Genomic DNA, 14,555 nt, shown 5'->3' with positions numbered 1-14,555 from the left:
CGGACCCGTAGGGCGGGTTTCAACCCGCCGCCCGCGCCAGGACACCCACCATGCGCTTCCTCCTCTTCATCGCCCTCCTGCTCCTGCCGCTGCCCGCTGCCGCACAGGGAGCGATACAGACCCTCCTGCAGACCCATGCCGAGGATCTGGCGAACCCGTCTCGCCGCACGATCCAGCCCGTCATCGACGACCTAGCCGCCAGCGGCTTGCCGCAAATGCCTGATTTCCTGGAAGCCTGGGCCGACCGACGGGTCGTGCAGCGCGACGCAGACGGGCTGTTCTTCTACGGCGAGCGCGACGGCGACGTCTATGTCCTGCGCTCCGTCGAGGATGGCAGCGAGGCCGGAGAGGTCGGTCGCCGCGAGGCGAGCGAGCTGCGCCCCAATGCCGGCGTCCGCCGCCTGATCGCGACGGCGCTCGTCCAATTCCAACTCAACGACCCCGACCCGGAGCGCCGCCGCGCCGCGCTCGACGCGCTGTCCCGCAACGCCACGCCGGAGCTCCTTGACCCCTTGCGCGCTTCGATCCCGACCGAACAGAATGCCCAGATCCGCGCCCGCAAGGAGGCGCTGGAGCGGCTCATCACGCTGCGCTACGGCGAAGACCAGGCCGCGCGCCTCGCGGCGATCGAGTATCTTTCCGGCGGGGTATCGTTGGAGGCGCGGGCCGCGCTGAACAACGTGCTCACGACCGAGATCGTGATCGGCGCGCCCGGCGCGGAGACCAATGTTGCCCGCCAATTGAGGATCGGGACCGACATCGCGGAAGACCAGGCCCTGGCCCTGCTGGCCGAGGAGGGGGTCGAGGTCGCCGACGTCTCCCGCGCCGACCGCGACGCCGTGTTGATCGCGAATATCGAAGACGGCGCCGTGAGCGGCCTTCCCGTCGCGTCGCTCGCCAGCGAGACGCGACGCTGGGAGGCTTACGACGTCCTCGCCCGGTCCGGAGTGGCGCCGCAAAGGGCCGGACCGGACGCCGTGTCCGAACTTCTCGCGGCAAACCCGATCTACGAAGTCTATGACGAGCCGGACCCGGCGATCACCGCTGCCGCCGCCACCGCGCTCGACGAGGTGAACGCGCGCGTCGCCCGAGCCCAGGCCGCCGATCTCGGCCTCGACGCGCTGAGCCTCGCCTCGATCTATTTCCTGGCGGCCATCGGCCTCGCCATCACCTTCGGCGTGATGGGGGTCATCAACATGGCCCATGGCGAGTTCATCATGATCGGCGCCTATACCGGCTATGTCGTCCAACAGATCGTGCCGGACTATACCGTTAGCCTGATCATCGCCCTGCCGCTGGCCTTCGTTGTCGCCGCGGCGGCAGGGGTGGCGCTGGAGCGGCTGGTGATCCGCCACCTCCTGCACCGCCCGCTGGAGACACTCCTGGCGACCTTTGGCATCTCGGTCGCGCTCCAGCAGATCTTCAAGAACATCTTCGGCACCCAGGCGGTACCGCTGACCTCCCCCGACTGGCTGGCGGGGGCCTGGACGCTCAATGACGTGATCGGGATCAGCTATATCCGCATCGCGATCTTTGTCCTGGCGCTGATGTTCCTCGGGCTGCTCGTCTACATCCTGCGCCGCACCCGGCTCGGGCTGGAGGTGCGCGCCGTGACCCAGAACCCCGGCATGGCGGCGAGCCTCGGCATCGATCCGGACCGGGTCGGCATGGCGACCTTCGCGCTGGGCTCGGGCATCGCGGGCGTGGCGGGCGTGGCCATCGGGCTGTTCGCGCAAGTGACCTCCGAGATGGGCTCCGGCTATATCGTCCAGAGCTTCATGACCGTGGTCGTGGGCGGTGTCGGCTCGGTACTCGGCACGCTGATCGGCGCGGGGATGATCGGCGGTCTGCAAAAGGGCATCGAGTGGCTGAACCCCTCCAACACGCTCGCGGCGCAGACCTACATGATCCTGTTCATCATTCTCTTCATCCAATTCCGCCCGCGCGGCATCATCGCCCAGAAGGGGAGGTTCGTCCAATGACCGACGTGTCGGTATCTCCTTCTTCTGGCCGGAAATACTCCGGGGAGCGCGAGGGGCTGGCCCCTCGCTCCCGCCCTCTCATCCAGCGCCCGGACGTCCTGATCTTTCTCGCGATCCTGGCTCTGGTGACGATCTGCGCGACGGTCCTGGCGCAGATGGGGTATGTCTCGACCAGCACGGTGAAGCTCTTGGGCAAGACGCTCTGCCTCTGCCTCGCCGCGCTCGCGATGGATCTCGTCTGGGGCTATACCGGGATCCTCTCGCTGGGCCATTTCGCCTTCTTCGGGATCGGCGGCTATGCCATCGGCATGTGGCTCATGTGGGACCGGACCGAGTTGATCGTGCTGGAAACTCTGGCGCAGAACCCGCTCCCGCCCACGCCGTTGGAGATAGAAGAGGCCATCGGCGCCCAGATCTTCGGCGTCGTCGGATCGACGGAGATCCCTTGGCTCTGGGCCTTCGCCGGGTCGCTTCCTGTCCAACTGGCGGCAGCGGTGCTGGTTCCGGGGCTGATCGCGCTGGTCTTCGGCTGGCTCGCCTTCCGGTCGCGCGTGGCGGGCGTGTATCTTTCGATCCTGACCCAGGCGGGAACGCTGGCGCTCAGCCTCTGGCTGTTCCAGAACGACAGCGGCCTCAGGGGCAATAACGGGTTGTCGGGCCTTCAAAACCTGCCGGGCCTGGACGACGTGCCGCAATCCACGATCAGCCTGTGGTTCCTCTGGGCCTCGGCCCTGGCCCTGGGCGGCGCGTATCTGCTCGCCAGCTGGACCGTCTCGGGCCGCTTCGGCTCGGTGCTGCGTGGCATCCGGGACGACGAGGCGCGGGTGCGGTTCCTGGGCTACGAGGTGGAGCATTACAAGCTCGCCATCTTCACCGGCACGGCCATGGCGACTGGGATCGCGGGCGCGCTCTACTACCCGCAGGCGGGCATCGTGAACCCCGCCGAGATCGCGCCGATCGCATCGATCTATCTCGCGGTCTGGGTCGCCATCGGCGGGCGCGGACGGCTTTATGGCGCGGTGATCGGCGCGGCCTTCGTGTCGCTGCTCTCCAGCTGGTTCACGGGCGGCGGGGCGCCGGATATCGATCTGGGCTTCTACGAGATCAAATGGACCGACTGGTGGCTGGTCCTGTTAGGCCTGACCTTCGTGCTGGTGACGTTGTTCGCGCCCAAGGGGCTCGGCGGTCTGGTCGATCTCTGGACCCACCGGCGCTCCACCCGTGTCGATGATCTGGGCCCCGATCAAGGCAGTCTGCGCGCCGAGGAGGACCGGCCATGAGCGCCTTGCTCGAAGTCTCCGGCGTCTCCAAATCCTTCGACGGCTTCAAGGCCATCGACAATCTGTCCTTTTCCGTGGCCGAGCCGGAGTTGCGCGCCATTATCGGACCGAACGGGGCCGGCAAGACGACCTTCATGGACCTCGTCACGGGTAAGACCCGGCCCGACACCGGCTCCATTCGCTATGGCGAGCTGTCGCGCGACCTCACCAAGCTGAGTGAGGCGCAGATCGCGCGCGCGGGCATCGGGCGGAAGTTCCAGAAGCCCACCGTGTTCGAGGACCAGACCGTGTTCGAGAACCTGTCGATGGCGCTCGCCTCCCCGCGCTCGCCCTGGACCGTGCTGACCCGCCGGCCTTCGATGGAGGTCCGCGCCGGCGAGGTGGCCGAGCGGGTGGGCCTGACCGCCCATCTGGCCCGCCGGGCGGGCGTCCTGTCCCACGGGCAGAAGCAATGGCTGGAGATCGGCATGCTGCTCGCGCAGGAGCCGCGGCTGCTGCTGGTGGACGAACCCGCCGCCGGCATGACGAGCGCCGAGCGGGAACGGACGACCGAGATGCTGGTCGAAGCCGCGAAGGAGCATGCCGTCGTCGTCATCGAGCACGACATGGAATTCGTCCGCCGTCTGAACTGCCGCGTGACCGTCCTGCATGAGGGGCGCGCCCTGGCCGAAGGCTCGCTCGATCATGTCTGCGCCGACCCCCGGGTGATCGATGTCTATCTCGGACGGCCCGAGACCGAGGGGGAGACGGCAGATGCTTGAGGTCCGCGCGATCACGCTCGACTATGGCGGCAGCCGCATCCTGCACGGGATCGACCTGGACGCCGCGCCCGGCGCCGTAACCTGCGTCATGGGGCTGAACGGGACGGGGAAGACGTCGCTGCTCAAGGCCATCGCCGGGCGCCATCCGGCAGCGGGCCGCATCACCGTGAGCGGGGTCGAGCCGGGGCAGGGTGCCCAGGCCCGCGCCCAGGCCGGGATCGCCTATGTGCCGCAGGGGCGGGAGATTTTCCCCCAGCTCACCGTGCAGGAGAACCTGGAAGTAGGCCTCGCCTGCCTGCCGAAATCGGAGCGCACGCTCCCGGACCATGTGTTCGAATTGTTCCCCGTCCTCGACGAGATGCGCACCCGCCGTGGGGGCGATCTCTCGGGCGGGCAGCAGCAGCAACTGGCCATCGCGCGCGCTCTGGTGACGCGGCCGAAGGTGTTGCTGCTGGACGAGCCGACGGAGGGGATCCAGCCGAATATCATCGCCATGATCGGCCGGGTCATCCGCGATCTGCGCGACGCGGGCGAGATGGCCATCGTGCTGGTCGAGCAGCGGTTCGACTTCGCCTGGGATCTCGCCGACCGGATCGTCGCGCTGCGCCGAGGCACCGTGATCCGCGACGAGGCGCGGGCAGGGGCCAGCCGCGAGGCCGTGCTGGCCGATGTGTCCGTCTGACAGTCGGGCCACCGCAAGAGGGCGTCCGCTGGTGCCAGTGCGCCTTATCCCCTGACCGATAGGGTTCGAGGGCTCGCCCTTCGGCGTCCCGGCGATCCGGCGCCGCGCTCTCGGGCGCGCCGGTTCAACGGCCACGGCAAGTCTCTAGACAGAAGTGTCCACATCTGCTGATCTCCCTCCACACAGCGAGGGAGGCCGCGATGAAGTCGCATTATCGGGTGGTCGTGATCGGGGGCGGCGTGGTCGGGACGAGCGTCCTCTACCACCTCGCGAAGATGGGCTGGACCGATGTCGCCCTCCTGGAGCGGAAGGTTCTGACCGCGGGCAGTTCCTGGCATGCCGCGGGCGGGTTCCACGCGCTCAATGCCGATCCGAACATCGCCCAGCTTCAGGCGTACACGATCGACTTGCTCTCCGAGATCGAGAAGGAATCAGGCCAGTCAGTGGGCATGCACATGACCGGCGGGCTGACGCTGGCCGGGACACCGGACCGCTGGGACTGGCTGCAATCGGCCTATCGCACGTTCCAGGCCATCGGCATCGACGATGTGCGCCTCGTCACGCCGGAGGAGGCCGGGGCCCTCTGCCCGATCATGTCGACCGAGGGCATCCTCGGCGGCATGTGGGCCGACCGTGAGGGCTATGTCGACACGACCGGCACCGTCCACGCATATGCGGGCGCGGCCAAGAAGCGCGGCGCCGAGGTGCATGAGGGCGTCAAGGTCGAGGCGCTGCGCCGCGTAGCCGAGGGCTGGGACGTGGTGACCAAGGATCACGGCACGATCCGGGCGGAGCATGTGGTGAACGCGGCCGGGCTCTGGGCCAAGCAGGTGGGGCGGATGGCGGGGATCGAGCTACCCGTCTCGCCGCTCAACCACCACTACCTGATCTCGGACACAATCCCAGAGCTGGAGGAGATCGACTTCGAGGTGCCGATGACGGTGGACCTGGAGGGCTTCACCTATATGCGCCAGGATCAGAAAGGGATCCTGCTGGGTATCTACGAGATCGACCACCAGCACTGGATGGAGGACGGCGCGCCCTGGGACTACGGCTTCGAGTTGCAGCAGGAGGACCCGGACCGCATCGAGAAGGAGCTGATCCTGGGCTTCGAGCGCTATCCCGCGCTTCAGGAGGTCGGGGTCAAGACCTGGGTCAACGGCGCGTTCACCTTCGCCCCCGACGGCAACCCCCTGGTCGGCCCGATCCAGGGCCTGCCCGGCTATTGGTGCGCCTGCGGGGTGATGGCGGGCTTCCTGCAAGGGGGCGGCGTGGGCAAGTCTCTCGCGGAATGGATCGTGGAGGGCGAACCCGAGGCCGACGTGTTCGGCATGGACGTGGCCCGCTTCGGCCGCTTCGCCGAGAACAAGCGCTTCATCCGCGAGACGACCGGCCAGTTCTACACCCGCCGCTTCGTCATGACCTATCCGAACGAGCAACTTCCCGCCGGGCGGCCGCTCAAGATGGCGCCCGCCCATGACGCGATGACGGCGGCTGGGGCGCGGTGGGGCGTGAGCTACGGGCTGGAAGTGCCGCTCTATTTCGCGCCCAGCCCGGAGTTCGAGGAAAAGCCGACGCTCAAGCGGTCCAACGCCTTCGACATCGTCGCCGAGGAATGCCGCGCGACCCGCGAGGCGGCCGGTCTGCTCGACATCTCGGCCTTCTCCCGCTTCGAGGTGACGGGTCCGAACGCCGGCGCCTGGCTGGATCGGATCATGGCGTCGAAACTCCCCGCGCCGGGCCGGGCCCGCCTCGCCCCGATGCTCAGCCCCCAGGGCAAGCTCAAGGGCGATCTGACGGTCTTCTGCTGGCCGGGCGAGCCCGAGCGGTTCTGGATCACCGGCTCCTACTACCTGCGCGCCTGGCATATGCGCTGGTTCCACGACCAAATGCAGGACGGCGTCCATGTCGCCGACATCTCCGACGAGATGGTCGGGTTCTCGGTGCAGGGGCCAAACGCCAAGGAGATCGTGCAGCGCGTGTTGGAGCGGGATCTGGACCTGCCCTTCATGGGCTGCGCCGAGATGGATGTCGGGCTCACCCGCGCCCATGTCGGGCGGCTCTCGGTCTCGGGCGAACGGGGCTACGAGATCAGCGTCCCGGCGATGGAGCATGTCGCGCTGCGCCGCACGCTGCTGGAGGCGGGGCAGGGGCTGGGCCTGCGCGAGATCGGGTTTCAGGCGCTGCTGTCGCTCAGGTTGGAGAAGTCTTTCGGCATCTGGTCGGCGGAGTTCACCCAGGGCTACACCCCCGCCGAAACCGGCATGGATCGCTGGATCGACTGGACCAAGGCGTTCGTCGGGAAGGGCGCGGCGGAGGGGGTGAACCCGTCGCGGCGGATCGTGACGATGGAGATCGATGCCGACGGGGCCGATGCGAGCGGCTTCGAGCCGATCTGGCGCGACGGAGAGAAGGTCGGCTTCGTCACCTCCGGCGGGTTCGGGCACACGATCGGCAAGTCGCTGGCCATGGGCATGGTCCAGGCCGACCATTCCGATATCGGCACGGCGCTCCAGACCCATATCGTCGGGCAGGCGCGCGAGGCCATCGTGATCCCGCCCTCGCCCTACGACCCCGAGGGGCGGGCGATGCGGGGCGCCTGATGGCATGGATCATGGGGACATCGCGCCCCGGGCTTGACCCGGGGCCTCTCCGGTCGCTCGGGACGGCATCGCCCGCCTGGTGCGCCTGCTGGCGAGGGGAGGGCCCGGGTCAAGCCCAGGGCGGGCGCGCGTCAAGCGACGTGGAGTGCCGATGACGGCCGCCGACCCGCCGCGTCGCCGCCGAAGGGGTGCCCCTGCGGTCCCCGTCCGGCAGGCCGACTACCGCCGCCTGCGCAACCCGTTTCCGGTCATGTCCGTCTTCTCCGAAGACGAAGCACGCAGCATCCACGAGACCGCCCTGCGCACGCTGGAAGAGCTGGGACTGCGGGTGCTGCTGCCCGCCGCGCGCGATCTCTATCGGGAGGGCGGCGCGCGGGTCGATGGCGACATGGTCTTCCTGGGTCGTGAAATCGTCGAGGCGGCGCTGGCCGCCGCGCCGAAATCCATCCACTGCCATGCGGGCGCGCCCGGCCGTGACCTCGTGCTGGAGCTGGGCGCGCTGGCCTTCCAGCCCGGAGCAGGCGCGCCGCACGCCACCGATCTGCGGCGCGGCCGCCGGCCCGGCTCCGGGCGCGACTATCTTGAATACACCCGGCTCACCCATCACTATGACGTGCTCCACATGATGAGCCCCTCGGTCGAGCCGCAGGACGAGCCGACCGCCACCCGCCATCTCTTCACAACCGCCACGCAGCTAGCGCATACCGACAAGCTGCCCTTCCTCTTCGCCCGCGGCACACCGCAGACCGAGGACAATTTCGAAATGCTGCGCCTCGCGCGCGGCCTGTCCGAGGACGCCTTCCGCGCGGACGTTCACAGCTACACGGTCATCAACACCAATTCGCCCCGGACGCTCGACATTCCCATGGCGCAGGGGCTGATCGACTTCGCGCGGGCCGGGCAGCTTTCGATCGTCACGCCCTTCACGCTGATGGGCGCGATGGCGCCGATCACGGTGGCGGGCGCGATCACGCTCAGCCATGCGGAATGCCTTGCCGCGATCGCCCTGACACAGCTCGCGCGCCCCGGCGCGCCGGTCTGCTACGGCACGTTCACCTCGAATGTGGACATGAAATCCGGCGCCCCGGCCTTTGGCACGCCCGCGCATTTCCAGGCCTCGCTGGCCGCGGGGCAGATGGCGCGGATGATCGGCCTGCCCTGGCGCTCGGCAGCGGGATCGGCCAGCAATCTCAACGACGTGCAGGCGGCAAACGAGAACCAGCTGGGCCTTTGGGGCTGTCTGCTGGCCGGCGCAACGGTCGTCATCCACGCGGCCGGATGGCTGGAGGGCGGGCTGTCGGTCAGCTACGAGAAGATCGTGACCGATGTCGAAATCCTCAACATGGTCGCCGAGCTCTGCGCCGGCGCGAAAGCGGGCGTCGCCGAGATCGGCTTTGCCGAGGCCCTGATGCAGGTCGCGCCCCAAGGCCATTTCTTCGACACGCCGCAGACCATGGCGCGCTATTCCACCGAGTTCTACACCCCCATCGTCCACGACTACGCCAATTTCGGCACCTGGACGGAACGCGGCGCGCGTGACGCCAGCACCCGCGCGACCCGCGTCTGGGAAGCGGTGCTCGACGCGCCTCCGACCCCCGTCCTGGCGCCCGACCGGCTGGAAGCCGTGCGCGCCTTCGCCGCCCGCCGCGCCGCCGAGGGCGGGGCCGCGCCGGAAAGCTGACCATGCCACAGACCCACGACCCCGCCCCCCCGGCCGACACGCATATCCGCGCCACCCGCGAGGATTGGCTGACCGTCGCCCGCGACCTGCTGGTCAGCGACGGGGTGGCCGAGGTGAAGGTGCTCACCATCGGCCAGCGGCTGGAGGTCTCGCGCTCCTCTTTCTATTGGTATTTCCGTGACCGCCGGCACTTGCTGGACGAGTTGCTCGACGAGTGGGAAGCGCGCAATACCCGTATGCTGGAGGTCCAATGCGCGGCCCCCGCGAGCGGCATTACCGAGGCGGTCTGCAACTTCTTCCGCTGCTTCCTGGACCCCGACCTGTTCGACCGCGGCCTCGACTTCGCCGTGCGCGAATGGTCGCGGCGGGATGGCGCGGTACGGCAGCGGATCGACGCGGCCGACCGCGCGCGCCTGGCTGCCGTAACCGGGATGTTCGCGCGCCACGGCTATGCCCCGGGCGAGGCCGATGCCCGGGCGCGCATCCTCTATTACATGCAGCTCGGCTACCACGCGCTGGAAGTGCGGGAGCCGATGGCGGAGCGGGTCGGACGGCTGGACGACTACCTTTTGGGCTTCACCGGCCGCGTGCCGGACCCGGAGCCCGTGGCCGCCCTGCGCGCTTTCGTTGCGGATATGCCATGAGCTACTCGACCCTCTCGCTCTTCTGGGGCGGCCTGACCGGCCACCGGCACTGGCGCCCCGCCTGGCGGGAGCCTGCCCCGAAGGCCGAATACGACGCCATCGTCATCGGCGGCGGCGGGCATGGGCTGGCCACGGCCTACTACCTGGCCAAGCTGCATGGGATCACGCGCGTCGCGGTGATCGAGAAGGGCTGGCTGGGCGGCGGCAATACCGGGCGCAACACGACCGTGATCCGCTCCAACTATTTCCACCCCGAAAGCGCCGCGCTCTACGACCTCGCCGTCCGGCTCTACGAGGGGCTGAGCGTCGAGCTGAACTACAACGTCATGTTCTCGCAGCGCGGCATGCTGGTCGCCGCCCATTCCGAGGCCGAGATGGAGTTGGCCGCGCGGCAGTTGAACGCGATGCGTCTCAACGGCGTCGACTCCGAACTGCTCTCCCGCCGTCAGGTGCGGAAGCGGATCCCCCTCCTGAACCTGGACGGCCGGTATCCGATCGAGGGCGGTGTCTGGCAGGGCAGGGCAGGGACCGGGCGGCATGACGCGGTGGCCTGGGGCTATGCGCGGGCGACGGATCGGCTGGGCGTCGATCTCCTGCAACAGACCGAAGTGACGGGCTTTTTGATCGAGGGTGGGCGCTGCACCGGTGTCGAGACCTCGCGCGGGACGATCCGCGCGGGCGTCGTGGGGGCTGCCGTCGCGGGGCATTCCTCGGTGCTGGCGGGCCTGGGCGGCTACGCCTTGCCGATCACCTCCTATGCTCTCCAGGCTTTCGTGACCGAGCCGCTCAAGCCCTGCCTCGACTGCGTCGTGCTGGCCCCGGCCCATGGCACCTATGTCAGCCAGTCCGACAAGGGCGGGCTGGTCTTTGGCGGCGGGCTGGACCGCATTCCCTCCTACGCACAGCGCGGCACCATGCCCGTGCAGGAGCAGGTGATCGCGGGGCTTTGCGACATGTTCCCCAGTTTCGCCAAGGTGAAGCTGCTGCGGCACTGGGGCGGGATCGTGGACGTTACGCCGGACAGCTCTCCGATCATCGGGCCGTCGGGCCTGCCCGGACTCTATCTCAACTGCGGCTGGGGCACGGGCGGGTTCAAGGCGATCCCGGCGGGCGGCTGGCTGCTGGCGCATCTGATGGCCACCGGCGCCCATCACGAGATCAGCCGCCCCTTCGACCTGGACCGCTTCGTCACCGGCCGTCTGATCGACGAAGGCGCCGCCGCGTGGATCGCGCACTGATGCAACGTTTCGACTGTCCCTTCTGCGGCCCGCGCCCCGAGACGGAGTTCCACTTCGCCGCCGAAGCCGGCAAGACCCGGCCTGTGCGCGATTGCTCCGATGCGGACTGGGCCGCCTACCTGCACATGGTGCGCAACGCCAAAGGCGCCGTGTGCGAGATCTGGGTCCACAGGCCCTGCCGGGAGATGTTCGTGATGGAGCGCGACAGCGCGACCATGGAGGTCCAGGGCAGCACGGCCCTGAGGGGTGCGCCATGAGGGTCGCCGGGCGGGAGGTCGACGCGGCCAGCGTCTTGCCGTTCCGCTTCGACGGGCGGCGGCTGACGGGGCTGGCGGGCGACACCATCGCCTCGGCGCTACTTGCTGCCGGCGAGCGGGTCGTCGGCCGTTCCTTCAAGTACCACCGGCCCCGTGGCCTCTGGGGCGCCTGGACCGAGGAGCCGAACGCCATCGTCTCGGTCCGGCTGAACGGGGTGGCGATTCCGAACTGTCTGGCCACGACCACGCCGCTGGAGGCGGGGATGGAGGTGCGGTCGGTGAATGCCTGGCCCTCGGCCCGGTTCGATCTGAAGGGCGGGCTGGACCTGATGCAGCGCTGGCTGCCCGCGGGGTTCTACTACAAGACCTTCATGCGGCCCGACTGGCATTTGTTCGAGCCGTCGATTCGGCGGATGGCCGGGCTGGGGGCGCTGCACGGGGCCGTGCCGGAGGGCTATCGCTCCGATCAGAGCTTCGAGACCTGTGATCTGCTGGTCGTCGGAGCGGGGCCGGCGGGTCTTATGGCGGCGCGCGCCGCGGCGGAGGCCGGGCAGGCGGTGCTGCTGGTCGACGACCGGGCCCGGCCGGGAGGGCTGGGCCGGATCGAGGCGCAGATCGACGGACGGCCGGCGAAGACTTGGATCGACGACCAGATGACCGCGATCCGCGCCGCGGGCGCCAGGGTTCTTAGCCGCGCCACCGCCTTCGCCATCCATGACGGCCCCATTGTGGCCGTGGCCGAGAGCGGCGCCTTCGGGACGCCCCCCGGCTGCGGCGGGTACGGCCGGGGCGGATCGTTCTTGCCACTGGGGCCATCGACCGCCCGCTGAGCTTCGCGGGCAACGACAGGCCCGGCATCATGTCGCTTCTGGGCGCCGCCGATTACGCGGAGCGCTTCGGCGCGCTGGCCGGCCGCGCGCTGGCCGTCGCAGCGGAGCATCCCTGGGCCGAGGCCGCCATCGCGCGGCTGACCGGGGCAGGGGCCTCGGTGCTGGGGATCGACGCTGAAGACCCCGCTGTGCCGGGGCGGGGGCCGGTCCGGGGCGTCGTCGCGGAGGGCGGATGGCGCGACGCGGTTGCGGTGCTCGTCTCCGGCGGCCCGACGCCTGCCGTGCAGCTCTGGCGCCATGCAGGGGGCGGGCTCGACTGGTGCGAGACGCGGCAAGCCTTCGTCCCGGGACGCGCGCCGGAGGGGATCGCCGCTGTCGGCGCCTGCGCCGGGATCTATACCACCGACCAGGCCCTGGACGACGCCCGCGCCGCCGGACTGGGACAGGCGCGCCCCAGCCACGCGCCCGTGCCCATGCGCGCCCCCTGGCCCACGCCCGGCGCGCCCGGCCGCCGCTGGGTGGACCTGCAACATGACGTGACCACCAAGGATGTCGAACTGGCCTTCCGCGAAGGCTACCGCTCTGTCGAGCATCTCAAACGCTACACGACGCTGGGCATGGCGCTCGACCAGGGTCGGACCGCCAACATGGCCGGGCTTGCGCTGATGGCCGCGCTGCGCGACCGGCCGATCCCCGAGGTCGGTACGACAACCTTCCGGCCCCCTGCCGTGCCGGTCCCGCTCGCCGCCTGGCGCGGCCCGCTCGGTGAAGCCCTGCGCCATCCCGTGCGCCGTCTGGTCCTGGAGCCGCAGCATCGCGCCGCCGATGCCCGCTGGGGTGAATATGGCGGATGGCTGCGACCGGCTTGGTATAGCGCGGATCTGGACGCCGCGCTGCCCCAAGAGATCGCCGCCGCCCGCGAGGCGGCGGCGCTGTTCGACGGCTCTCCGCTGGGAAAGATTGAGGTGATGGGACCGGACGCCGCCGCCTTTCTCGATTTCGTCTGCTACAACACGGTGTCGACCCTCGCGCCCGGGCGCATCCGCTATGTGCTGATGCTGACCGAAGCCGGGATCGTGATGGATGACGGCGTCGTCACGCGCATCGGACCGGACCGCTTCGTCGTCTCCTGCTCCTCGGGCCATGTCGCGGCGGTCGAGGCGCATCTGGAGGCTTGGCGCCAAGACGGGCACGACCCGGACCGCATCTTCATCCACGACGCCACGGCGCAATGGGCGACGCTTTCCGTCTCCGGCCCGAAGGCGCGCGCGGCGCTCGACAAACTCGCGCTGTCGGCCGAGATCCTGGAGCTGCCGCATATGGGCTGGGCCGAGACGGTGCATGCGGAGGCACCGCTGCGGGCGGCGCGGGTCAGCTTCACCGGTGAGGCCGGGTGGGAGCTTTCCGTGCCCTCGGACCGCGCGGCGCCGCTTTGGGAGGCGCTGGCCTTGGCCGTCGCGGGGCAGGGCGGGCGGCCCATCGGGATCGAAGCGCTCTCGGTGCTGCGTGCGGAAAAGGGCTACGTGATGATCGGCCGCGACACCGATGGCGCGACCATGCCCCACGACCTCGGGGTGGCGCGTCCCATGACCGCCAAGCGCGCGGCTTTCGTCGGCGACCGGTCGCTCGACACGAAGGTGGCGCGAGCGGACGGGCGCAAGCAACTCGTCGGCCTGATCGTGCCGGAGGGAGCGCCCGCGCTGCCGGTCGGGGCGCATGTTATTGACGCGGCGGATAAATCCGCGGGCTATGTGACGTCGAGCTACGGGCAAACCACCGTCGGACGGCCCGTCGCGTTGGGCCTCGTCGCCGATGGGCAGCGCCGCCATGGCGAAACGGTGACGGTCTTCCATGATGGAACCCGGCGGGAGGCGCGCTTGGCGCCGCCCTGTGCGTTCGATCCGGAGGGGGCGCGGCTCGATGCGTGATCGCGGTCCACATTGGCCTCCGGAGACGGAGGTGCCCGAGCCCGTCGCTTTCGGCGGCACGATCCTGTCGCGCATCAGACCCGAGCGGCAGACGTTGGTCTCCGGACCCGGCGTCCTGTCGCATCCTGGGCCGCCGCAGATCGGCTGGCCCGAGATCGGGCCGGAGGGTCCGGTGGCTCTGCGTCTGCGGCGCGACCGGGTGCTGCTGGTCGACGGCCCCGTGATGGCCGAGGGCTGGGACGCCGCGACCGGGTGCGCCGTGACCGATATGGGTTCGGGCCTGGCCGTGCTCCAGATCAAGGGTCCGGCCGCGTTCGACATCGTGGGACGTGGCGCGGAACTGTCGCTCGATACGCCGTCACGCTCGGTGGCGCGGCTCGTCTTCGGCTTGGAGGTCGCGCTTTATCGGCATGGACAGGCAGACCGCATCCGGCTCCATGTCGACCGATCCCTCACTGGGACGCTCTGGGCGGCGCTACAGGACGCGGCCAGCGTCTGAACCGCTCGCGGATGTCGACGTATCTACCTTAACGTGACCGAACAAACCTTTGGAATTGTGGGGAAGGCGCTGTGAGGCTGCGCGGTGAGCGCTACCTGAAGTGCGACTTTCCTGTGGGTCGAGGGTAGGGCTGTCGGGCTCCGATCTCGATCATCTTCTGTGCGAAGACC

Annotated in this window: 12 protein-coding genes; all 12 read left to right on the top strand. The window is 69.3% G+C overall.

Features of this window, described 5'->3' with window-relative positions; translation table 11 throughout:
- The first annotated feature begins 50 nt into the window (after positions 1 to 50).
- The 12 genes from urtB (at position 51) to DTQ71_RS18695 (ending at position 14,385) form a co-directional block, all read left to right on the top strand.
- Positions 51 to 1,982 carry an urea ABC transporter permease subunit UrtB gene (urtB, locus tag DTQ71_RS18745; RefSeq protein WP_109565844.1) on the top strand — a complete coding sequence of 644 codons (1,932 nt, stop codon included), beginning with the start codon at positions 51 to 53 and terminating at the stop codon, positions 1,980 to 1,982.
- Positions 1,979 to 3,262 carry an urea ABC transporter permease subunit UrtC gene (gene urtC, locus DTQ71_RS18740; protein ID WP_109565843.1) on the top strand — a complete coding sequence of 428 codons (1,284 nt, stop codon included), beginning with the start codon at positions 1,979 to 1,981 and terminating at the stop codon, positions 3,260 to 3,262. Before urtB ends, urtC begins: the two co-directional genes overlap by 4 nt.
- Complete coding sequence (gene urtD / locus DTQ71_RS18735) at positions 3,259 to 4,023, top strand: urea ABC transporter ATP-binding protein UrtD (RefSeq protein WP_109565842.1); 765 nt, start codon at positions 3,259 to 3,261, stop codon at positions 4,021 to 4,023. Before urtC ends, urtD begins: the two co-directional genes overlap by 4 nt.
- On the top strand, positions 4,016 to 4,705 hold the full coding sequence (gene urtE, locus DTQ71_RS18730; RefSeq protein ID WP_109565841.1) for an urea ABC transporter ATP-binding subunit UrtE: 690 nt from the start codon (positions 4,016 to 4,018) through the stop codon (positions 4,703 to 4,705). The genes urtD and urtE overlap by 8 nt, the downstream gene beginning before the upstream one ends.
- A gap of 200 nt (positions 4,706 to 4,905) precedes the next feature.
- A complete protein-coding gene (locus tag DTQ71_RS18725) occupies positions 4,906 to 7,308 on the top strand; it encodes a GcvT family protein (RefSeq protein ID WP_109565840.1) in 2,403 nt (800 codons plus the stop codon).
- Positions 7,309 to 7,459: 151 nt separating this feature from the next.
- Complete coding sequence (locus DTQ71_RS18720; protein WP_109565839.1) at positions 7,460 to 8,989, top strand: trimethylamine methyltransferase family protein; 1,530 nt, start codon at positions 7,460 to 7,462, stop codon at positions 8,987 to 8,989.
- Between the two features lie 2 nt (positions 8,990 to 8,991).
- Positions 8,992 to 9,633 (top strand): TetR/AcrR family transcriptional regulator, encoded by a 642-nt coding sequence (locus DTQ71_RS18715; RefSeq protein ID WP_109565838.1) that lies wholly within the window; start codon positions 8,992 to 8,994, stop codon positions 9,631 to 9,633.
- On the top strand, positions 9,630 to 10,871 hold the full coding sequence (locus tag DTQ71_RS18710; RefSeq protein WP_109565837.1) for a sarcosine oxidase subunit beta family protein: 1,242 nt from the start codon (positions 9,630 to 9,632) through the stop codon (positions 10,869 to 10,871). Before DTQ71_RS18715 ends, DTQ71_RS18710 begins: the two co-directional genes overlap by 4 nt.
- A complete protein-coding gene (locus tag DTQ71_RS18705) occupies positions 10,871 to 11,128 on the top strand; it encodes a sarcosine oxidase subunit delta (protein WP_109565836.1) in 258 nt (85 codons plus the stop codon). The genes DTQ71_RS18710 and DTQ71_RS18705 overlap by 1 nt, the downstream gene beginning before the upstream one ends.
- Positions 11,125 to 11,958: a 2Fe-2S iron-sulfur cluster-binding protein gene (locus DTQ71_RS24675; RefSeq protein WP_211317157.1), complete on the top strand. Its 834-nt coding sequence runs from the start codon at positions 11,125 to 11,127 to the stop codon at positions 11,956 to 11,958. Before DTQ71_RS18705 ends, DTQ71_RS24675 begins: the two co-directional genes overlap by 4 nt.
- 29 nt (positions 11,959 to 11,987) lie before the next feature.
- Entirely contained in the window at positions 11,988 to 13,886 is a 1,899-nt protein-coding gene (locus DTQ71_RS18700) for a glycine cleavage T C-terminal barrel domain-containing protein (RefSeq protein WP_211317156.1), read from the top strand.
- A 31-nt stretch (positions 13,887 to 13,917) separates the two neighbouring features.
- Positions 13,918 to 14,385: an aminomethyltransferase family protein gene (locus DTQ71_RS18695; protein ID WP_109565835.1), complete on the top strand. Its 468-nt coding sequence runs from the start codon at positions 13,918 to 13,920 to the stop codon at positions 14,383 to 14,385.
- Positions 14,386 to 14,555: the final 170 nt, after the last annotated feature.

This window comes from Jannaschia seohaensis (genome assembly GCF_900116765.1).
In the GTDB taxonomy this organism is placed as follows: Bacteria; Pseudomonadota; Alphaproteobacteria; order Rhodobacterales; family Rhodobacteraceae; genus Jannaschia; species Jannaschia seohaensis.
The sequence above is the reverse complement of the archived record's forward strand: the minus strand, read 5'-3'. Positions and strand labels throughout refer to the sequence as shown.